Below are 22,217 nucleotides of genomic sequence, written 5' to 3'. Positions count from 1 at the left end.
CTCCGCGGCGCGCAACGCACCACCCCCATGGGAAGAGGGGCTGCCCGTCGCGGCCACGGCCTCGTTCGTGCCGGAAATGCCGGCGAGCTCGGCGGCCAGGCGCGCGATGCGTTCGCGGCTCATGTCCTTTTCGACGGTCACGGTCTCGCGCGGCTCGATGCGCTGGGCGGGGCGCGCCCACGGCTCGTCGGTGACGATCCAGGAGATGACCTGTTCGCGCAGGTAGGCGCGCAGATCGTTGAGGTTTCCGGAGTTCGCCGCGGACACGAGAATGCGCACGGTCACCGTGTACTCGTCGGAGTCTGTGATCTGCACGGCCCACGTGCGCCCGTCCCACAGGTCTGTGGCGGTCAGGAGCTGCTCGACCTTGGTGCGGATAAGCGTCATGGGCGCGGACCAGTCGAGCTTGAGTTCGACGGTGCCGAGCTGGGCGGCGGCGCGGCGCGTCCAGTTCTCGAAGGGGGTCTGCGTGAAGTAGCGGCAGGGGATGATGAGGCGGCGCTCATCCCAGATGCGCACGACCACGTAGGAGAGCGTGATTTCCTCGACGGAACCGGTCTCGTGCTTGTCGCCGGCGACGACGACGTCACCCACGCGGATCGCGTCCGTGAAGGCGAGCTGCAGGCCGGCGAAGACATTGCCGAGGGTCTGCTGGGCGGCGAGGCCGCCGATGACCGAGAGGACACCGGCGGAGGCTAGGACGGTGGTCATGGCCTGGCGTGCGGCCTCGAAGGTGCCGATGATGGCGATCATGCCGACGACCACGACGATCCCTTGAGTGAGGCGCCGCAGGACCTGCGCTTGGGTTTCGAAGCGGCGCGAGCGGCCCCGGTCGGAGGCCTGGCGGGCCTTGGCGGCGTCTTCGAAGACCCAGGCGGCGGCGTACCCCATCCAGGTCAGGCACGCGAGACCTGCGATGAGGAGGATGTGCATGAGGAACGTCGTCACCGACGAGCCGTTCCAGTCCGACAGGTTCGGGTTGACCAGTGCGATGCCCAGGCCCACCCAGGCACCCCACGTCGCGAGGGTCAAGTGCAAGGGGCGTCGCACGCGGGCCAGGATCGACGAGGCCGTGGCGGACTTCGCGAGCGCCTTGCGGGCGAGGACGGCGAAGACGACCGACACGACAACACCCACGAAGGCGCCGATGATGGGGCCGAGGATCAGGAGGGTGAAATCGATAGTGGTGGCCACGGCGGCCTCGGCGCCGGATTGCGGGTCGGCGGCGACGCGCGAGAGCGCGTCCGAGGCTTGGGCGAGTGCGCCGAGTACGGGTGTCGTAGTCATGCATCAAGGGTAGGCCGCCTTGCTGATGAAATCCTGTGAATTCCGCACAATTGCAACATTTTCTGGTAACGTGTGCGGGGTCACCCTCTTTTGTTTTGACGCGGCGCGCGACTTCTGCCTAAACTATCTCCCGTCTTCGGACGCCAGTTCGACGGCCAAGCAGGCCCCCATCGTCTAGCGGCCTAGGACACCGCCCTTTCACGGCGGCGACACGGGTTCGAATCCCGTTGGGGGTACCACCGGTCGCAATTGTGATTGGAATAATTCAATAGGTCTTACCTGTTGTAAGGCCCCGTAGCGCAGTTGGTTAGCGCGCCGCCCTGTCACGGCGGAGGTCGCGGGTTCAAGTCCCGTCGGGGTCGCCGACCAGACCATATCGGTTCAGGTCTTGGCTCTGTAGCTCAGTTGGTAGAGCGTTCGACTGAAAATCGAAAGGTCACCGGATCGACGCCGGTCGGAGCCACCAGCAATCCCCGAAGCATTCGCTTCGGGGATTTTGTTGTGCTTGTCGGCTACTGCGCGCCTTCCACTGCCTGTGGCATAGTTGCAACTGCCCAACCAATGCGGCAGCGCGGACAACATCGGCGCGCACGGCAACATCTAGAGCAGCTCCCTCTCATGTGCACACCCCCTCTTCTGCGCACGTTAACCCGCCATTCCGCACGTTAACCCGCTAATGCGAGCCTGGGCAGCCTCGCCCACACTCCAAATAGCGGGTTAGCACTCGCAATAGCGGGCCCACCTGCGAACAAAACCCATGCCAGAACACCGCTACACCCAAAACGCAGACCACTTCGCCCATAACAGTCCGTTTTCAGCGTTTTTCACCAAGGTGGTCTGCGTTTTGGGCGCCGCGCCACCTCAAGTCGCGGCGTCACTGCCATCAATCAGGGGGAATTGCACCATTAGGGGCACGACACGCCGGCGACACGCCGTGGCGGTGCGTCTAGTGGTGCAAAACCCCCTCAATGCCGATGCATCAAGCGATCCTTGCGCGCAGGCCGTGGGACCCACGCACCACAGCGCCCAGCCCAGACAAATGTCGCACGCCATTTCGGACTGCTATTTTGAGCACACCCAAAAACGTTGCAATGCCCAGGGCAAAGCAGGTCCTATGAGCTTTATCGCTCAGACAACTCGAGGAACGCGAACGCGAACGCGCAGAGCTCGTGATCGCCGGGAGAGTGAGGCGGAGACCGGCGGCGCGCGGTCGCGTGGGCGCGTCCGTTTACACAGAACGTTTCAACAGAGAGCAATACTCAGAAGAAACAGTGACTAGCGTAACAGGCAACGAGTTATCGCGGGCACGTTCGGATGATCGTTTTTCGACGTATTCTCACTTCGCTTTTCGCGCGGCCACTAGGGTCCGCCCGAGCTGCAACGAAAGGACTTCTAGCCTTCGTCGGAGTCATCCGCGATGCGCTAGGGCACGAGGATGAATTGTTCCTCGTCCCAGTCGTCGTCGTGAATGTAGGCGCCATCGAGGCGGTCGACCATCGCGGAGGCACGATCAAGCCTCTCTACGGCCTCGAGGATTTCGAGGGCGATGCGGGTGCGGTCGTGCGCGTCGGCGTGGCGCCGCGCATCGACGGTGAGGATGACGTGCGGGAGCGTCGTGGAGAGCGCGAAGGGGTTGACCCAGACTTCCCAGTTGTCGTTCCAGGGGCCGACGTGGAGGATCGGGGTGACGGTCTTCCATGTGGCACTGCCGTCTGTGGCAGCGAATTCGAAGGTGATGTCGCGGATGCGGGCGGTCCACTCTGCGATGCACAGCTCGCAGGTACCCGAGGTCACGTCACGGCGATACTCGCTGCCCACGTGCGCGATGCGGGCGCGGAACCGCGTCTTCGCTGTCTCGCCCACTCCCTGCTTCGTCGCCTGTACCGTGTCCGCCTCACCGTGCATCACCGTCGGCTCACCAGAGCCCAATTGCGCCACCGTTGCCGCGTCCATTATTTCATTCTCTCCTTTATCCGATTGCGGATAGCCGAGCAGAATACGACAGGAAGGGGGAGCGCAAGGGTCGTTATCTTCTATTCCGGTGGGTATGCGCGCCAACGGCGCACCGGAGAACCCCGCGGTTGCGGGGAATACGTGTACCACAGGGACTGATGTTTGATCCCCAGTGGTTCATCCCCACGCGGGCGGGGAGAACGTCACGCGCGGGGCCACCGCCGGCCAGCCACCGGGCTCATCCCCGCGCGGGCGGGGAAAACGCAGCGCAACTGCGCTGCACAGTGACGCTGACCGGCTCATCCCCGCGCGGGCGGGGAAAACGTAATGCTCATGGTATTTGCGGCCGTGTGTCCGGGCTCATCCCCGCGCGGGCGGGGAAAACACACCCTCCCCGACGGCGTCCTGCGCTGTCACCGGCTCATCCCCGCGTAGGCGGGGAAAACGCGCGCAAGCGGGTGGAGTTGCTCAGCGTGATGGGCTCATCCCCGCGTAGGCGGGGAAAACCTCGCCCACGTGCAACGCTACACCGACAACCTGGGCTCATCCCCGCGTAGGCGGGGAAAACCTGTGGGAGACCCTGCCCAACGGTGGGCGTCGGGGCTCATCCCCGCGTAGGCGGGGAAAACGATTGGACGGACCCGAACATGCCCTTGATTCCGGGCTCATCCCCGCGCGGGCGGGGAAAACTCCACGCCTGCGTCGTCGATGACGGCGCCGGGCGGCTCATCCCCGCGTAGGCGGGGAAAACGCGCGCAAGCGGGTGGAGTTGCTCAGCGTGATGGGCTCATCCCCGCGTAGGCGGAGAAAACGCGAAGGCGAAGCGGATTTTGTCCGACGCACTCGGCTCATCCCCGCGTAGGCGGGGAAAACGTGGCGCTCGCGGAGGGTGTGGGCCCGGCGATGGGCTCATCCCCGCGCGGGCGGGGAAAACTTCACACTGTTCCAGATGCTCTCCACGCTCGACGGCTCATCCCCGCGCGGGCGGGAAAAACGCGTGTGCGAGTGCCCACGTAGTGAGGGCGGGGGGCTCATCCCCGCGTAGGCGGAGAAAACACGGCTTTGGCCTTGATGCGGTAATGGTTCGCGGGCTCATCCCCGCGTAGGCGGGGAAAACGGGCACCAGCACACGAGATCGAGGCCCCATAGGGGCTCATCCCCGCGTAGGCGGGGAAAACATGAGCGGGCCCGCCCCCTGTCGCAGGGTTTTCGGCTCATCCCCGCGTAGGCGGGGAAAACGTCGTCGACTCCAGGTCCGACGGGCAGGGCGGCGGCTCATCCCCGCGTAGGCGGGGAAAACACCCTTGACTCCGACGGGCTCTTCACTCCCGTCGGCTCATCCCCGCATAGGCGGGGAAAACGTCCTCGGTACGCCGACCAAGCCGTCTGACCGCGGCTCATCCCCGCGTAGGCGGGGAAAACGAGCAATTCGGCGGCGAACATTTGGTGCCTTTCGGCTCATCCCCGCGTAGGCGGGGAAAACCCGTGCCGACCCCGACGTTGCCCCACCAGTCGGGGCTCATCCCCGCGTAGGCGGGGAAAACTCTGACCCTGGTGTCCCCACGCAGACGACAACGGGCTCATCCCCGCGTAGGCGGGGAAAACTTCCCTGATCTCGACGTGGCTACCGCCGTCGCGGGCTCATCCCCGCGTAGGCGGGGAAAACCTATACACAAATTAGCTGGCCCGTCCTGTTGATGGCTCATCCCCGCGTAGGCGGGGAAAACGGCCGAGCGTGGGCGGGGAAGATACTGGGCTTCGGCTCATCCCCGCGTAGGTGGGGAAAACGCGCGAGACGTGGCCGTGCCAGCGCTCCAGCAGGGCTCATCCCCGCGTAGGCGGGGAAAACTCGGTCAAGTCCGTGGTCGCCAAGCCCATCAACGGCTCATCCCCGCGTAGGCGGGGAAAACGGGACGGTGGAGGTCGCGGCGTGGTTGGATGACGGCTCATCCCCGCGTAGGCGGGAAAAACCTGACCGGGCGGCAGGGCCTGGGTAAGTCGTGGGGCTCATCCCCGCGTAGGCGGGGAAAACCGTATCGTGTCGACGTGGCCGGAGAAGGCGGTCGGCTCATCCCCGCGTAGGCGGGGAAAACTGAACGTTCTCCAGGCCGAAGGTCACGCCACGGGGCTCATCCCCGCGTAGGCGGGGAAAACCAGGGACTCACGCGCGATGTGGCCGGGACCGACGGCTCATCCCCGCGTAGGCGGGGAAAACCCATCGCCCAGCCTGAAAACTGACGTCGTAGCGGGCTCATCCCCGCGTAGGCGGGGAAAACAGATTGGACTACCGCGATGCAAGCTGCTGGCCGGGCTCATCCCCGCGTAGGCGGGGAAAACAGGGCGAAGAATCTGCGGATGGGCTTTACACAGGGCTCATCCCCGCGTAGGCGGGGAAAACCCGGACGCGCCGGGGATGGCGTCGGCCAACTGAGGCTCATCCCCGCGTAGGCGGGGAAAACTTCGAGTCTCTCCGCCAGTCGGTCGAGACAGTGGGCTCATCCCCGCGTAGGCGGGGAAAACTCTCCCGAGCCGATCACCGAGACATACGCCGCGGGCTCATCCCCGCGTAGGCGGGGAAAACGCTGCCGCAGGTGCCGTCGCAGGTCGGAGAGGGGGCTCATCCCCGCGTAGGCGGGGAAAACCTCGGGATTGCGTCACAGTCCATATTCTGGACAGGGCTCATCCCCGCGTAGGCGGGGAAAACTTCCAATCTTGCGTTGCCAGCTTCCCGGCGCCGGGCTCATCCCCGCGTAGGCGGGGAAAACGGTTTTGCGGGCGTTCAGGCCTGGCTTTGGCTCGGCTCATCCCCGCGTAGGCGGGGAAAACAGCGCTGGTTTCAGTCCCACGGGATAGGACCGGGGCTCATCCCCGCGTGGGCGGGGAAAACCTCGGGATTGCGTCACAGTCCATATTCTGGACAGGGCTCATCCCCGCCTGGGCGGGGAAAACCTGACTGGCGGCGAGTCCGTCGAGTCGACAACCGGCTCATCCCCGCGTGGGCGGGGAAAACCTATCGAGCGATTCAAGGACGTTTTTCAGGACGGGCTCATCCCCGCGTGGGCGGGGAAAACGTGACGGTCTCGGTGGGGTTGGTGTGCGTGAGGGGCTCATCCCCGCGTAGGCGGGGAAAACTAGATGGGGCCAGGGCCGTAGGTGTGTGCCTGGGGCTCATCCCCGCGTAGGCGGGGAAAACGCGCGGGAATGGAACCTTGTAGGAGCCGGTCTGGGCTCATCCCCGCGTAGGCGGGGAAAACCGACGCCGTATGCCCACCGTCGCACGGTGGGAGGGCTCATCCCCGCGTAGGCGGGGAAAACGGGTGCGCTTGCCACCACGTGCGGAGCTGTTCCGGCTCATCCCCGCGTAGGCGGGGAAAACCGCCGCGTCGGGTGGCCCCACCAACCCCGGGGGGGCTCATCCCCGCGTAGGCGGGGAAAACGTGAGCGAAAAAGCCGCCGCCCCTGCAATGACAGGCTCATCCCCGCGTAGGCGGGGAAAACGTGTTCACGCCGCCGGTGGGCGCGCTCACGTGCGGCTCATCCCCGCGTAGGCGGGGAAAACTTTCACGGCGGCTTTGCCGCGCGGCTTAGTGACGGCTCATCCCCGCGTAGGCGGGGAAAACGGAACACACTGAAGGCGACGGATAAGCCCCTGAGGCTCATCCCCGCGTAGGCGGGGAAAACGGGCGGTTGATTTTCTGGTGCTTGTCCCAGCTGGGCTCATCCCCGCGTAGGCGGGGAAAACGGGGAATCGAACCCCCCGCAGGGCGTTTCCGGGGGCTCATCCCCGCGTAGGCGGGGAAAACGCGTCCTTGACGATGATGCGGTAGCCCGCGCCCGGCTCATCCCCGCGTAGGCGGGGAAAACCATCTTCCAGGCCTTGTTCACGCGGACGACGGGGGCTCATCCCCGCGTAGGCGGGGAAAACCCTCGGGTGGGTGTGGGTACTACCGGGGGGCTGGGCTCATCCCCGCGTAGGCGGGGAAAACGAAACGCAGGAAGCGAACGCGAGCGTCGACGCGGGCTCATCCCCGCGTAGGCGGGGAAAACTCGATGGCTGCCTTGATGGCGTCGAGCTTGGCGGGCTCATCCCCGCGTAGGCGGGGAAAACGCGGGCTTCTGCCTGGACCCCGTCGCATCCGGCGGCTCATCCCCGCGTAGGCGGGGATAACACCGCCGAGCTCACGCCGCTGGAAATCGAGGACGGCTCATCCCCGCGTAGGCGGGGAAAACCGCAGGCACGGTACGAGGGTAGGGGGAGCCGCAGGCTCATCCCCGCGTAGGCGGGGAAAACCAGTAGCCGTTCCGAGGTACTCGGTAGTCATGAGGCTCATCCCCGCGTAGGCGGGGAAAACGTCATCGCAGCAATTGCCGCCCTTGTCGCTATCGGCTCATCCCCGCGTAGGCGGGGAAAACGTTGGCCGCTTGGTCATGATGAGAACCCACCCGGGCTCATCCCCGCGTAGGCGGGGAAAACTTGGTTGCCGGCATGTAGCGATTGAGCATGATGGGCTCATCCCCGCGTAGGCGGGGAAAACCCGACGCGGCGGCTACCAGACCCGCGACGACGCGGCTCATCCCCGCGTAGGCGGGGAAAACGGGTAATCGTAGTAAGGCTTAACGTTGGTCTCGGGCTCATCCCCGCGTAGGCGGGGAAAACACGGTAGAGATGCCCTGCCAAATCGTATCCCAGGGCTCATCCCCGCGTAGGCGGGGAAAACGAGCTTCGGTTGGGAAAGCAAGTGCTCGCTGCCGGCTCATCCCCGCGTAGGCGGGGAAAACCTCGCTGGTGCGGGCTTCGTGCCCGCCCGGGACGGCTCATCCCCGCGTAGGCGGGGAAAACGGTGATGAGGGCGGGGGCATCTTCACCGCGCCAGGCTCATCCCCGCGTAGGCGGGGAAAACGGTGGGATACATTATCAAGGCCTAGAAGGGGGCTGGCTCATCCCCGCGTAGGCGGGGAAAACTCATGAGGCGGCGCAGACGCAGGTCACCGACGGGGCTCATCCCCGCGTAGGCGGGGAAAACGCCACCACCGGCGCGGGGGGCCTGTCCCTCGGCGGCTCATCCCCGCGTAGGCGGGGAAAACATGCTCGGCGCCGCGGTGATCGTCGACTGGGACGGCTCATCCCCGCGTAGGCGGGGAAAACGTCGGCCTTCATTGTCTTTCTCCTTCTTTGAGGGGCTCATCCCCGCGTAGGCGGGGAAAACTCGGGGTGGTCCTCGGGCAGGCGGCGCTTGCCCGGCTCATCCCCGCGTAGGCGGGGAAAACTCGGGGCCTTCGTTCGTCTATCAGAGCGCGTGGGGCTCATCCCCGCGTAGGCGGGGAAAACGTCCTCGAAGCTGTCGGCGGCAACGTCGCGAAGGGCTCATCCCCGCGTAGGCGGGGAAAACCTGCCCAATATCGGGCAGAGCGCCGGCAGGGACGGCTCATCCCCGCGTAGGCGGGGAAAACCTTCATGTGCGGTCCTATCCGTGAGGCGATCTCGGCTCATCCCCGCGTAGGCGGGGAAAACCTCGGGGTCGTAGGCGCGGTACCAGCCGTATGCGGCTCATCCCCGCGTAGGCGGGGAAAACGGCAATGATCGAGGCGTTCACAGCCGCCCCTCCGGCTCATCCCCGCGTAGGCGGGGAAAACGCACACCCCTAAGTGTAGCGCTTGGTCTCCGAGGGCTCATCCCCGCGTAGGCGGGGAAAACGACAGCGGGTACCAGCCGGAGCAGGTGGCGGAGGGCTCATCCCCGCGTAGGCGGGGAAAACCCCGAGGCGAGGCTGGACGACTGTGACGCTGACGGCTCATCCCCGCGTAGGCGGGGAAAACGCGGCATCTACCGCCGCCCTGAACGCCTCGTTGGGCTCATCCCCGCGTAGGCGGGGAAAACCACAAGCTACGCGCGTTGACCAGCGAACTGCACGGCTCATCCCCGCGTAGGCGGGGAAAACCACATTCGTCGTTGCAGCAGAAGTCCAGCCGCGGGCTCATCCCCGCGTAGGCGGGGAAAACCTGAGCCTGTCCGCGACCCTGTTCGATGAGGACGGCTCATCCCCGCGTAGGCGGGGAAAACTCCGAGGAGGAGTATCCGAGGGTAGCCCGCGGAGGCTCATCCCCGCGTAGGCGGGGAAAACTTCTGAATCTTGCCACTGGCACCCGGAATCGCGGGCTCATCCCCGCGTAGGCGGGGAAAACCTGGGCGGCGGCGCATCCCGCGCTGAGGATGACGGCTCATCCCCGCGTAGGCGGGGAAAACCGTAGGCCGTGGGTGCGGGGCATGATGGGTTCCGGCTCATCCCCGCGTAGGCGGGGAAAACCTGATTTGCACGTCGGCGGGCGGCGTCAGCCCCGGCTCATCCCCGCGTAGGCGGGGAAAACGCGAGTAGAACCGTGCCGTCCCACCCATAGGACGGCTCATCCCCGCGTAGGCGGGGAAAACGCGGACACGGTTCCACTGTTCGATGGTCACGGGGGCTCATCCCCGCGTAGGCGGGGAAAACCGAGGACATCCTCGCCACCTGGCCAAAGACAGCGGCTCATCCCCGCGTAGGCGGGGAAAACCCCGACGGGTGGGTGATCGCCGACATTAGCGGCGGCTCATCCCCGCGTAGGCGGGGAAAACTCCTGGCCGCGCGCGACGACCCGGTTATAGACCGGCTCATCCCCGCGTAGGCGGGGAAAACTACCAGGATGAGATCAAGATTAGCCTGCTGATCGGCTCATCCCCGCGTAGGCGGGGAAAACGCTGGATGGGCGAGCGTCTGGACGGCCCGCGCGGGCTCATCCCCGCGTAGGCGGGGAAAACCGAGGCGAAGGCATGCGAGGGGCGTAACATGCGGGCTCATCCCCGCGTAGGCGGGGAAAACGTCCGCACCTACATGTCCGAGTCCTCGACTACGGGCTCATCCCCGCGTAGGCGGGGAAAACGGTTACTCATGGTCCACCTCCTCGACCTCCAGCGGCTCATCCCCGCGTAGGCGGGGAAAACATCTCCCGGGCTTCGGCCTTGTCGGCGGCCAGGGGCTCATCCCCGCGTAGGCGGGGAAAACGAAGACCGGGCCGAGCACGGTTGAGATCGCGCTGGCTCATCCCCGCGTAGGCGGGGAAAACCGCGGGTCTGGAGGTCATTCATGTTGCATGTCCGGCTCATCCCCGCGTAGGCGGGGAAAACCGGCCATCGTCGCGTTGAGCGCCGCCCATGCTGGGCTCATCCCCGCGTAGGCGGGGAAAACATGGGCTGGCTGGCGGGCGTGTTCTCAAACGCCGGCTCATCCCCGCGTAGGCGGGGAAAACCAGCCGGTCGTGCAGCCGGGCAGGCTGTCGCGGGGCTCATCCCCGCGTAGGCGGGGAAAACGGGTTTCTTCGGATGGTGGACAGACTGTCACGGGGCTCATCCCCGCGTAGGCGGGGAAAACCGCCACCCTTGCTAGGGCGCTTAGCTGCTTCTGGGCTCATCCCCGCGTAGGCGGGGAAAACGTCCCCGCACGACGTCGGCGCTTCAGGAAGTGCGGCTCATCCCCGCGTAGGCGGGGAAAACGCGGATGCGTCTCCGATCTCGCGCCGGGCGACGGGCTCATCCCCGCGTAGGCGGGGAAAACACGATGATGTTGCGCCATGCAGCCTCCACTTCGGGCTCATCCCCGCGTAGGCGGGGAAAACGGATACGGGTGGCGTGTCCACCTACGGCCACGGGGCTCATCCCCGCGTAGGCGGGGAAAACCATATGGGCGAATCGAGGCGCAGGTCGCGCCGCGGCTCATCCCCGCGTAGGCGGGGAAAACACTTTCTGACCTGCGCTTTTATCGAGCGGATCGGTCAGATCTTGGAAACCCTTGAGCTTGCCGTCTCCTCTGAAAGCTACTCATTGAGCGCCGCTTACGCAACTGATGCGCCGCAGGATCAGGCTCGGAATACTGCCCTCGCCCCTCCGAGTAGTAGGGGCGCATCATCAGGGTCAGGCCATCGAAGTCGACAGGCTTCCACGGATCACCCCAGGTCAGGAAGGCCAGGCCCTGCTCGTTGCGCGCCCGATAGACCATGACGGCACGCCCCGTCTTCATGTTCTCCGTGACGATATCCCACAGGCGCTCACGGACACGTGCGGACAACGTCCCCACGAATACTCCCGGCGAGATTTCCATCAACCAGCGAGTCACGTGCCCTCGCAAACCTTCAGGCACGGCAGACAGCACGAGGACGATCACCAGGAGTCACTCTCCTCATACGCCACACCCGCAGCAACCGTGCCCTTTCGGTCGTCCCATAGACGCAAATCGTCAACGACCAGATCATCATCCTCCACATCCAAGGCACCCGAGACCGACAGCAGCCCCTTGATGTCCGCAACACACCGCTCAAGCAGATGAAACTCCCGCGCTGCATCGCGGACAGCCTTTCGCGCGGCACTACCCACAGCCTCGTCTGTGGGTGATGCTGCCACATCGAAGGCGATGGGAATAGTGAGGTCAGCCTTGTACAGGTCAGCAATGTCGTACACGAACGAACGGTAGGTCCCGTTGTGTATGAACCCCAGCCCCGGGCTACAGCCAAGCGCGACAATCACAGCATGAACAACCCCGTATATCGCAGAGTTTGCCGCAGACAACGCCTGGTTCACGACCGACCCGTCGTCGAAGTTGTCCGGGTCGTACTCGCGTCTATCCCAGGGCACGCCCGTGCGCTGCGAGTGCTCACGATACAAGCGACGCACGCGGGCACCCTCGCGTCCGCGCAACTGCTGGAGACTCAGCTTCGACACGTCCTCGCCCGCAAAACGCATCAAGTACATGTTGCGAGCAACGGTCAGCCGCATCGACGGATCGCTGACCGCCCGCGCCTGTGCCTCGAGCAACCGTGAGGAGCGCGAGGGCGGGGTGCCGTGCGCGTAGTATCGCACCCCGTTCTCGCCCACCCACACGATGGTCGAACCACTCTCTGACAGCACCGATACCGCCGAGTGCGTGATCCGAACCCCGGGTCCCAGCAGCAGCACCGACAGCGCTGCTGCTGGGACGTGGGCGATTCCGTGTCCGTCGGCTACAGTAATCGCGTTCGAGTCCCGGTTAATCGTGCACCGCTCAACGTACAAGAACGTCAACCGGTCCCGAACGCGCACCAAGTCCTTCGGCTCAGGAGGCCTCGCCCCGGGGATCGGTCTCATGATCGGGCGAGGGTCAGCAGTCCACAGCCGTATGCTTTACCTCGGCCTACCCCATGGACGAGGCCGTGGCGCAGTGCATCCGGATCCGTCACCTCGAGCACTCCCTCGAAAGTCGCGACAGCGAGCGTCACTCGCGCGCCCTGCCGCTTGAACTCGGCAATGCTACGTTCAACCCCATTAATCAAGAGGTTCGCCCCGTCGACGCGGCGACCATCCCGATCCTCCAGGACTGGCAAATCACCACCGTACTCGGCAGAAGTCAACACACGGAATCCGAGCCGCTCAGAGCGATCCAGCACCCACTGCGTCTGCTGATCCTGGGTCACGTGAGCGAGAACCCTCTTGCGTCCCCGCGCATTGACCTGACTCGCCTCACGGAACGTCGGATTCACACAGAGACGGAACCCCCACCTCTGGCCGGCCTCAAGCCGATCGAGGAAATCACCCATGTCGCGGACGAGCACTCCACCATCGGTTGAGTATCCGGCTTCCTCGACGATGTGCGAGGGATCCGGGGGAACCGGGCTCGAGATGAAGAGTGCACACGAGGGGCTCCCCTGCCGAGAAAGCCCACTTCTCGGGGGTGACGGACGATCCAGGCGCCACAGCACGCGAGGCATCCCAGCACCCTCCAAGGCGCCCGGCGGGAAACAATTCATGATGGCCGCATGCAGAACCTGACGGCTCCGCATGAGCTGCCGCGCACCCCTGCGGTGCGGGTTGAGGTAGATGCGTGTCAGAAACATCAGAGCACCTCCATCGGGTCATGGACGAGGCCCGGGCCGGCATTCGGCCGCGCCTCCACATACTGCGGATTCTCCAGATCGACGCGCGCCTCCTCGACAGTTCGCAGAGTGTAGGTACGGCGTTCGGAGTCAAAGCTGATCGGCACGTCCTGGATGGTGTGCTCGAACGAGACACCCACGTCGGAAGGGATAATCCCCTGATCGGCAACGACGCGGACGGACACGTACTGCTCGTAGCACTGCTTCTTTTGGTAGTACGCCGAGGCCATCCACGGTGTTTCCCGCACGGCCTCCCATGCCTCCCCTCGACGCACGGCGAGGCGCAAGGGCATTGTTGGCGGACACGAGCGACGACCGAGGTACAGAGGGAACACCGGTCGGAGGATCGCCTGCGACAACCCCTCGATCACGTCATCCGGTCCCTCAACGAAGGCGCCGAACGTCGCATCCGCCCAATAGAAGCGGTCGGAAAGAGGCATGGATGTATCACCCCGATGCGCCGTATGAAAGTCGCGGAGCAACTGCCCCGGCTGGTCGACCCGCACGGCGAAACGAAGCTCGGCCAGGTCCTCGATCGGATCGCTGCGCCTACGTCCCTGCGCCGCCGCGAGCAGACCGACCAGCGCGCTTTTCGTGGGAAAAGCCTCCGTCGACCTGCGCGTGAATCGACTGGATGAGCCCCACGACTGCATGGGGCCAGCCAGTCGCAAGACGAGTACCGAACTCATCGCTCGCCTCGCACAGCGTCCACCGTCGCGCTGCCCAGATCGACCAGGCGAACCTGGGCACCCAGTGCGGAGAAACCCTCGCCCCGAGGCGTGGTCCACGTGGCGAGAGAGGCGACGGGCTCAAGACCGGTGAGGTCGCGCAGCTTGGACTCAAACTCGACGAAACGCTTGACGGCAGGCTCGGCGAAACCGCGCTGCCCCGCGACGATCGGGTCTTCGAAGGCGCCCGCCATGTTGATCGGCTGATCGTTGCGCACCTGAACCAGGACAGCGTCGGGCAGGGTACGGTTCGCGAACGTCGTGATCTTACCGGTCGGCATCGACCGAACAAAACTATCCACGAAGAGCTCAATGGCACGATCCACAACCGCATCGTCTCCCAGGTTTTCGCGGAGCATGTCGACGTTGATCGTCGCGTAACGGTACACCGTCGCGGATGCGAACTCGATGGTACCGATCATGCCCGCACCCTCGTCGGCCTCGTCGTTGCGCTTCTTCTCGTCGTCGACGGCCGTGTAGTAGTCGTACTCGCGCTCAACCGCTCCGACACCGATCGCGTGGGAAACCTGGCAGGCAGCATCCACGTTCAGAGCATTCGGTTCGGCGACCATACGGCCGAACAGAGCAATATCGATAGAGTGATCCGTATTCACGAGGCTACGCGGCTTCAGCTCCTTGAACGCTGCCGCAGGATCATCCTCGTGAGCAACCGAAATCAACGCATCTGCGACGTGCTCGATCTGCTTGGCCGACAGGAACACGAGGAATCCGGCTTCCTCCAGCTCCTTGTCGCTCTTATTCTTGTTCGGCTTAGCAAGCTTGAAACCGATGGCCTTCAGCCCCATCTCGGCGAGGTCGACAGACTGCGAGTCGAGGTCCGGACGCTTATCGACGATTGAACGCGCAACTAGCTCGACAATCTTCTTCGTGCGCACACCGTAATTTCCATCGGCAATCTTTCCCTCGAAGTCCTCACGCGTCGCACGCTTGATGGCCTGCGACGACATGCGCATACGCTGGACTCCGCCGAAGGTGGCGGTCTTCGGAGCACCCGTATCATCACGGTTCGGGTTCGAGGGAGGGAGGGTCTGCAGAACGTGGATATCAACGAAGACGGACATTGTCTTTCCTTTCACAAATGAAGCTTGTTTGATTGCGGCGCCTCGACGTCACTCGTCAGAGGCAGAGTCGGTCTGGATAGTTTCAGCGGGACGAGCAAACTGACGCCCCCAGTTGCGCATGACGGACGTGCGATGACGCGGGTCCTGCCACGTGTAAAGATCGGCTGCCAGCTGCGCGTAATCACAGGGGATCTCGGCAGCCTCGAGCTGAGAGACGAGCGAACGCAGATGCACGAGAAGCCCCTCGAAGGTAGGGGCCTGAACAGCCGCGGAAAAACGCCGATAGATTGGGGTCTCCTCGGCCCGCTTGTCGCCGCTTTGTCCCTCGGCTACGACTCGGATCGCGGAAGCGAAGCTGCGCGGACGATCCGACGTGTCGTGCATCGGCCTCGTATTCGATCCCTGGTGAAGCGCCCAGAGAGTAAGAGCACCATGGACAGCCTTCTCGCCTCTGGTCGGCTCGTCGCCCAGATAGCCGGGGCGGCCATCGAGCGTGAGGTCCCACAGCTCGGGCACCGTTCCAGCTTCTCGTGAAAGCGCTCCCCTCAGCTGCGCGCGAAGAGCGCGTGCCGACGGAGTCTCCTTCCAGAGTCGATTCACGATCAACCCACCGACGCGGCCATACACCGCGCCGCGCGTCGACAGACCTTTCACACCGCCATCCGGAGGGGTCTCCGGAGCAGCATCATTGCTGGTCATTTCGTTCCTTCCTGATTGGTTTTCTGTAACGGGAGATGCTTGTTGAGCGCCGCCCGAAAGTAGTTTTCAGCGATACCGACGTTCATGTACCCCCTGCCGGTATCCCGGCCGATGATTGCCGACGACGACGCGCCCCTCACAAGCGCCCCCTGGATGCCAACGGCGTGCTGACGCAGGGAACATTCCCACCGACGTCCAGCGTCCCGCGCACCTTCGCGGCCATCAACCTGGGTCAGCCAGGTCCTGAAATCGGTGTCGACTGCGCTGAAGAAGAGTTCCTTGGCGCGGTCTCGGGCCCCGTCACCGGCACCCTCTCCGCTCTCGCCCGCCGCACGCGCGAGATTCGCCGCAAGATTCCCCACGTCTCTGGCAATCTCTTCGGTCAGGCGCACCTGTCGGTCGATTTCGGCTGACAGATCCTCGTGTTCAACTCGCATGACAGCGACCGACAGCGTCAGCTCATCCGAGTAGATATCTTCAAACGTCGCTTCCTGCGGCCCGTAGGTGACGCCAACAGCCTGAATCCGCATCACCTTGGGATAGGTGGTCTCGATCGAGGCGTTGTCGAGCTGGTAGTGGAAGGAAAGCGTCGCCGAGGGGAGGAACTCCTGTTTCGGCTGCTTGTCCACGCCCTGCACGGTCGTCACGGTGGGAAGGGTTCCGGGCAGATTGCGCCAGAGCGCGCGGCCCGCCTCGTATTTACGAGGCATGTAGACGTCCTGCTTGAACTTCTTGGACTGCGGTGTCGAGTAACGCCACAAACTCTGCGGCTCATAACGATACATCTGCTGCGGCGCTAGTTTGTCTCCCTGAGCAAGGACGACTCCCGTGACACCTTCGCGGTTCCCCACGAGCCTGACGCGGCGCGAATGCCACGTGAGCAGGCGCGGAATGCTGATGTCTCGGGGGGTGCCTGACGGATCGAGCAGCGAGTAGTCTCCGCGCACCGCGCTCTCCGCTTCGGAGACCTCCCAGCTGCATGCTCCCCACTCGGTTGAGCTTTCGACGCCACGCAATTGTGCGGCATCGGTGGGGACCAAATTCAGGACCAGCGTCTCGTCCAGATCCTTGCCCTTGAGCCACACGAGTCCAAGGTGACCGCACCACGATGGGCCGATCGGATATCCTTTCCCTCCCTTGACTTGAGAATCACCGACTGCACCTGAACGGATGCCCGACGGATCATACGCCTGCGCGTGAACCAGCCACCGAGCAGCTTCCGACGGGGGAATACACGCGAGAGCACGCCCATGTCGCGTGGTGAAAAACTGCTCGCCGTTGGGAACGTCCGCAATCAGTTTTTCAAGCCCGGACACCGCGTCCTTCGCGGTCCGCAAATCCGCAACCTGCATGAAAGGAAAACGACCGCCGAACAGGAAGAAGCGGTCTCTCCACCGTTCGAGATACTCGATCATCTGTTCCGTCGGAGCGCCTTCGTCCCACTGCCTGACCCAGTCGCGTGCATCGCGCGGTGGCGCCACACGATACGCGATGGCCAAAACGAGTCGCTGGATCGCGATGCTCTGCGTCGGTAGCTCACACGCGAGATCGGCAATCTCTGTCGTGCGCCGAAGAAGCTCCAGCAGCCCGACGTCGGCGATGGTCCCGTCGAGGAGCCGGACGGGTATCCACGGCTCGTCGAGCAGGTTGTACTCAGGGTTCTTCATTGACCCTGCACCTCCATTCCTTTTTCTGTGGAGTATGTGAATGTGTGTCCGCACAGGTCGCGCGTGAGGCGCTCCCCGCCGGGGGTTTTGTACATCGCGAGGATCAGTTCTCCCGCCAGAAACGGGTGCTCGCGACACGCCCATTCCGCCGTAATGGGATCATCCCAGATGGCACCTGCAACTGCGTCCACCGCCTGGTCGACGCTCTGCCCGCGAGCGCGCAACGCCCACGGTGGCAAGGACACGCTCCACGAGCAGATGTCGGCGACGCGCCCTCGAGCGTTGTATTCACTGACCTCGAGTTCTTCATCGTCGGTGGCCTCTCCGGTGAGGGGTGGCGGCACCGGGGTATTGCCCAGCTCGGGATCAATCGCGACGACGAGGACGGGTATCTGGTCTTCGCCGTCTCGCACCGCGGCGCGAGCTGCGACAACTCCCGGTCCCTTGGTCTCCTCCCCCGTGGCGGCGTTTCCTTGGAGCTTCTCTTCGAGCTCGGGTGCCTGCCATCGTGGAAGATTCGCGCCGTCGAGGCACCACGTGCTGGCCCGCATCCGTGATTGCGCGGTACTTCGTTCTCGTTCGTCGAGCGCGGTGTCGAAAGCATCGGCCCATTGAGCAGGTCCGACGGCTTCTACGTTGGAGTAAGCCAGCTCGGTGAGCTGCGCGTAGTCGACGGGTTCACGGACCGTAATCTCGCCGCGATCCGAGAGGATTCCGAGGGTGCGCAGAACCGCGTGTCGCGGGTAGACGTGGTCTGTCCCTGTCGAGTAGGCCCACGGCACAGCAAAGAGGTCCTCCACCAGCACCAGGCATCGGGCCTCGCGCAGCCCCACAGGACGATCCGCTCGCTCATGTCGATGCAGTCGCCCGATGCGTTGCAGGATCAGGTCCATTGGCGCGGGGTCCGTGAGCATGAGGTCGAAATCGACGTCGAGGCTCTGCTCAATCACCTGCGTTGCGACGACGACGTGACGCTGGGGACGCTGTGTGGCCCCCTTGCCAAAGAGTTCGAGCATCCGGCGGTCACGCGCCGCACGCTCAGCTGCCAGGAAGCGCGAGTGCAGCAGGGTCGTCTGCTCGCGCCCAAACACGACCTTCACCGCGTCATAGGTCTCCTGCGCCTCGCGGACGGTATTGCGAATAACGACAGCGCATCCGCCATCAGCTAGCTCGCAGTCCAGCAGTTCCGCGATCTCCTGGGGGGATCCCACCGATGTCGGGATGATCCGCTTGGCTACCTCTGCCTCGCCGTCAATCTCGTGGACGTGCACGCCCGTAGCTGACACCGTCGAGATGACCGGATATCCGATCATGCCCTCGACCAACTGAGCGCCTTCGCCCGATGAGCCACGGCCTCGTCGATAGGCGTCTAGAAGCGCACGGCGACGCGCGGGCGGCAGGGTCGCGGACAGCAGGACGACGGGGATCTCGTACATGCCGAGCCACGTGAGGGCGGCTTCCAGGTAGGTCTCCATGTACTCGTCGGCGGCGTGCACCTCATCGATGACGACCACCTTGCCCATGAGTCCGAGATGGCGCACCAGCACGTGGCGCGACTTGAGGGCTGCGAGCAACACCTGATCGATCGTGCCGACCACGACGGGCGACAGCGTCGAGCGCCAGCGTTGGCCCATCCACCGGCTCGCGTGCAGGCCCAGGTCCTCCTCGTCGTCATGCACTTCGAGGGGGCTCTGACCACTTTCGAGAAGCTTCATAAAGCTCTCGTTGAGGCTGTTCTTCCCATGCGCCAGCTGGATGCCCAGCCGCTGCGGCTCATCGCCCAGGATGCTCGTCAGCCACGCAGTGACGCGTTCAAACATCGCGTTCGTCGTGGCCTGAGTGGGCAGAGCGACGAACACGCCTTGCAATCCCCGGGCGCGCATCAGCACCTCTGCGGCGGCAAAGGCCAGCTCGGTCTTCCCGGACCCTGGCGGTGCCTCGACGATCATGAGATCCGGGTCCTCAGTAGAGGCGATCTCCACGGCCTCGCGCTGGGCGCAGGTCGGCCGGTACGAGGCCGGCCACCCAAAGCGGTGACGGTAGAAGTCTGCGATTGGCTCCTCGAGAGTGGCGGGTAGACGCATCGGGGCAGGAAACGCTGCTCGCTTCCATCCGCGCGCTGCCCGTTTGCGCTGTTGCCCGGCATCCAGCTCCGGGTAGAACCGAATCGCGCATTCCTCATCTCCCTTGTCGGGGCGGGGGCGCAGCGGAAAGTAGTCCTCATTTGAGGCGAGCCAGTCCGCGATGACGAGTGCCGAGGCATAGGCGGAGGCGACAGCAATGGGGAGCTCGGGCAGCGCAGTTCCTGGCGCCTCGAGCGGAAAGCCGCTGCGCCTCGCCATCCACCGAAGAATCTCCGCGCGAGCCTGCCCCCATCGAGGGTCGTCCTGCTCCGACCCCTCTTGTGTCCTGTATTGCTGGCGCGCGACGTTGACCGCACCCGCATCCGGGTAACGCCCGTGGTGAATTCCTACGAGGACCGCCCAATGAACGGCGCGCGCAGCGTCGCCTCCGCCGCGTACAATTGCCTCCTGAAACGCGAACTGACTGACGAGGCCGTGGGGCAAAAATTTGCGTTCCGGATAATCTGCCTTTCGCATAATGCCGAGCCCCTGGGCGCGAATGAAAGGTGCGAGCTCCGCTGACTGACACGCAAATTGGGGGCTCACCTTACCGACGTCATGGATCCCCGCCAGGAACACGAAGGTCGCCCGCGCCTTCGCCTGGTCCCCTTCCCACACGGAGGCCATGAGTCTGCGGTGATGCTCGCTCACATACTCATCGAAGAGGTACCCCGCGACGTCCGCGGCGTCCATGAGGTGCTGGGCGACGGACAACCAGGCGGACGCGCCGCTCCCTGTCTTGGCCCACAAGCAACGGGCAAGGTCGGACAGATCCGAAGCCGTGAGGGCAGGCTGCGCGGCAGGAAAAACAGGCGGCGCCACAACAGAGCGAGGGGCGGTCGCCTCGCTCCCTTGTTTCTTTCGGGCCATCATCTCTACCTCGAGTCGATTTCGCTTCCTACGCAACCAAAACACGCTACGATGAGTGAGTCTGGTTACTCTGAAATTGTTGAGCCCAGCAGCCCCGACGGGGCAGCCATCACCCCGAGGGGTTGATAGGTACACGATAACATTAAAATTTGTCTTATGCAACGCATGTTCAGCATAATGTCTCCGCTGCGCGAAGGAAAGAGCCCAAACATAGAAAAATCCCCGCTTTCGCGGGGAAGACGTCCTCCTGATGCATCGCATAGGTTCATCCCTATACAGGGAACACGGCAGCCACAGCCACCACACACACTCGCAGGACCTCACAAACGTATCACCCACCCAACCCCCGCGCGCCTTGACGGCACAATCGGCATGATCCTGAAAGAATGGGGGTATGTCGAACGAGTCGCGTGAAAACCTGCAGGGTACGGATGGCCAGGACGTGGCCGACCTGACGGCCGCCGCTGGGCAGACCACCCCGGAGCCGGCCACCACCGGGCAGACCGTCAAGGAGCCGGCCACCACCGGGCAGACCATCTCGGAACCGGCCGCCGCCGCGGTCGACGCTGCCGTCGAGGGGGCCACGGCCTCGTCAACGAACGACACCCCGGCGCAGCAACCGCAGCAACAGCAACCGCAACAGCAGGCGCCGCAGCCCACGCAGGGCGAGGTCGTCATCGCGCCGCTGCCCGCGCACCTGCCCACCACCGAGCCCCGCCCCTGGTACCGGTCGCGCCGCTCCTTCGCCGCGAAGGGCCACGGCGGCAAGGTCCTGGTCGCCGGCCTGGGCCTGACCTACACGGACAGTGTCACGGGCGCGGTCCTCCTGGCAGACGTCGACATGGGCTTCCGTGCGCGCACGCTCAGCGCGATCCTGGATGCGACGGGCCGCCGCGCCCGCGCCCTCTTTCTCATCCTCGCGGGCCTCGAGGAGCCTCACGCCGGCCGCATCGTCGCCGCACCCTCGCGCTCGTGGGCGGCGCGCCTGGCGGGCCGCATCGGCTCGGTCGCCCTGATCCGCACGGATTCGCCGCTCGACAACACGCTGACGATCCGCCAGAACATCCTCGCTCCCCTGTCGGCCACGGGCTCCGTCGCCGACTGGGACAACCTCGTGGGCGCCCTCCAGGTGACGGGCCTCGCCCAGCGCGTGGACCTGCACCCCAGTGAACTGACGGAATGGGAACGCTTCAAGGCCCTCATCGCCCGCTCCATCGTCTCCGGCGCCGACGTCTTCCTCATCGAAGACCCCATCTCGCTGCCCGCCGACGCACGCGCCGAGCTCGAACCCCTCCTGCGCTCCCTGGCCAACGCGGGCTGCGCGGTCGTCGTCTCGACCCCCTCCGTCGAGCTCGCCGCCTCCACGGACCGTGCGATTCTCCTCACGAACGGCCGCGTCGCCCTCGACGCGCCCGGCCCCTCGCAGGCGATCATCGCCGCCTCCCTGGAGGCCAACCCCGAGGACCCCAAGGCCCTCCTCGGCCCGATCCCCGCTGCCACCCCCTCCCCCTTCGACGAGGTCGTGGCCGGCTCCTCCGCGCCCGCCCCCACCCCGGTCCCGGCCTTCGGTGACCCCGCGGCGGACGAGACCGCCCTGATGGCGCCGATCTCCACGGACACAGCCCAGGCCTCGGACCAGGACCGCGCCGACGCCGCCGCGCGCGACATCCCCACGGTCGACGCCGACGACCCGGCGCTCGCCGAGCCGGAGGTCTCCGACCTGGTCGTTCGTGCCCGCAAGATCCTCTCCGATCTGCCCGGCTCGATCGCCCCCAAGGAGTAACGCGACGAGTAGCGCACGGGTCACTGCGAGCCGCCTTTCTTCGTGAGAGACTAGGTTTATCAGGCGAGGCGACGCCTCGTTACCCCCGCACG

11 protein-coding genes, 3 tRNA genes and 1 CRISPR repeat array are annotated in these 22,217 nt (G+C 64.9%); of the genes, 4 read left to right on the top strand and 10 right to left on the bottom strand.

Features of this window, described 5'->3' with window-relative positions; translation table 11 throughout:
- A partial coding sequence (locus tag HMPREF1138_RS03615; protein ID WP_009056642.1) for a mechanosensitive ion channel family protein occupies positions 1-1,287 on the bottom strand: 1,287 nt, incomplete at its 3' end.
- Positions 1,288-1,450: 163 nt separating this feature from the next.
- Between HMPREF1138_RS03615 and HMPREF1138_RS03610 the strand changes: the two genes are divergently transcribed.
- The 3 genes from HMPREF1138_RS03610 (at position 1,451) to HMPREF1138_RS03600 (ending at position 1,753) form a co-directional block, all read left to right on the top strand.
- Positions 1,451-1,526, top strand: a tRNA-Glu gene (locus HMPREF1138_RS03610).
- Between the two features lie 49 nt (positions 1,527-1,575).
- Positions 1,576-1,649: transfer RNA gene (locus HMPREF1138_RS03605), tRNA-Asp, on the top strand.
- A 28-nt stretch (positions 1,650-1,677) separates the two neighbouring features.
- Positions 1,678-1,753 (top strand) — tRNA-Phe (locus HMPREF1138_RS03600).
- Positions 1,754-2,709: 956 nt separating this feature from the next.
- Here the strand turns inward: HMPREF1138_RS03600 and HMPREF1138_RS03595 are convergent.
- The 9 genes from HMPREF1138_RS03595 to cas3 all read right to left on the bottom strand — a co-directional run bounded on the left by HMPREF1138_RS03595 (position 2,710) and on the right by cas3 (position 20,222).
- Positions 2,710-3,240 carry a hypothetical protein gene (locus tag HMPREF1138_RS03595; protein WP_009056638.1) on the bottom strand — a complete coding sequence of 177 codons (531 nt, stop codon included), beginning with the start codon at positions 3,238-3,240 and terminating at the stop codon, positions 2,710-2,712.
- 174 nt (positions 3,241-3,414) lie between these two features.
- Positions 3,415-11,009: direct repeats of the CRISPR family, unit length 28 nt; unit sequence GGCTCATCCCCGCGTAGGCGGGGAAAAC.
- An 18-nt stretch (positions 11,010-11,027) separates the two neighbouring features.
- Positions 11,028-11,432: a type I-E CRISPR-associated endoribonuclease Cas2e gene (gene cas2e, locus HMPREF1138_RS03590; RefSeq protein ID WP_009056652.1), complete on the bottom strand. Its 405-nt coding sequence runs from the start codon at positions 11,430-11,432 to the stop codon at positions 11,028-11,030.
- Positions 11,429-12,388, bottom strand: a complete 960-nt coding sequence (gene cas1e, locus HMPREF1138_RS03585) for a type I-E CRISPR-associated endonuclease Cas1e (protein ID WP_039936717.1) — start codon at positions 12,386-12,388, stop codon at positions 11,429-11,431. The genes cas2e and cas1e overlap by 4 nt, the downstream gene beginning before the upstream one ends.
- Positions 12,385-13,080, bottom strand: coding sequence for a type I-E CRISPR-associated protein Cas6/Cse3/CasE (cas6e, locus tag HMPREF1138_RS10625; protein ID WP_238318600.1), 696 nt, complete (start codon positions 13,078-13,080; stop codon positions 12,385-12,387). Before cas6e ends, cas1e begins: the two co-directional genes overlap by 4 nt.
- A 53-nt stretch (positions 13,081-13,133) precedes the next feature.
- Positions 13,134-13,862: a type I-E CRISPR-associated protein Cas5/CasD gene (gene cas5e / locus HMPREF1138_RS03575; protein ID WP_039936714.1), complete on the bottom strand. Its 729-nt coding sequence runs from the start codon at positions 13,860-13,862 to the stop codon at positions 13,134-13,136.
- Positions 13,859-14,983, bottom strand: a complete 1,125-nt coding sequence (gene cas7e / locus HMPREF1138_RS03570) for a type I-E CRISPR-associated protein Cas7/Cse4/CasC (protein ID WP_009056647.1) — start codon at positions 14,981-14,983, stop codon at positions 13,859-13,861. Before cas7e ends, cas5e begins: the two co-directional genes overlap by 4 nt.
- 48 nt (positions 14,984-15,031) lie before the next feature.
- Positions 15,032-15,682: a type I-E CRISPR-associated protein Cse2/CasB gene (gene casB, locus HMPREF1138_RS03565; RefSeq protein ID WP_238318599.1), complete on the bottom strand. Its 651-nt coding sequence runs from the start codon at positions 15,680-15,682 to the stop codon at positions 15,032-15,034.
- The gene (casA, locus tag HMPREF1138_RS03560) at positions 15,679-17,349 is read right to left on the bottom strand and encodes a type I-E CRISPR-associated protein Cse1/CasA (RefSeq protein ID WP_009056635.1); all 1,671 of its coding nucleotides are present in this window, start codon (positions 17,347-17,349) and stop codon (positions 15,679-15,681) included. Before casA ends, casB begins: the two co-directional genes overlap by 4 nt.
- On the bottom strand, positions 17,346-20,222 hold the full coding sequence (gene cas3, locus HMPREF1138_RS03555; protein ID WP_238318598.1) for a CRISPR-associated helicase Cas3': 2,877 nt from the start codon (positions 20,220-20,222) through the stop codon (positions 17,346-17,348). The genes casA and cas3 overlap by 4 nt, the downstream gene beginning before the upstream one ends.
- Positions 20,223-20,736: 514 nt before the next feature.
- Here cas3 and HMPREF1138_RS03550 point away from each other — a divergent pair.
- Positions 20,737-22,125: a hypothetical protein gene (locus HMPREF1138_RS03550; protein ID WP_009056653.1), complete on the top strand. Its 1,389-nt coding sequence runs from the start codon at positions 20,737-20,739 to the stop codon at positions 22,123-22,125.
- The last annotated feature ends 92 nt before the right edge of the window (positions 22,126-22,217 follow it).

This window comes from Actinomyces sp. ICM58 (assembly GCF_000283035.1).
In the GTDB taxonomy this organism is placed as follows: Bacteria; Actinomycetota; Actinomycetes; order Actinomycetales; family Actinomycetaceae; genus Pauljensenia.
The sequence above is the reverse complement of the archived record's forward strand: the minus strand, read 5'-3'. Positions and strand labels throughout refer to the sequence as shown.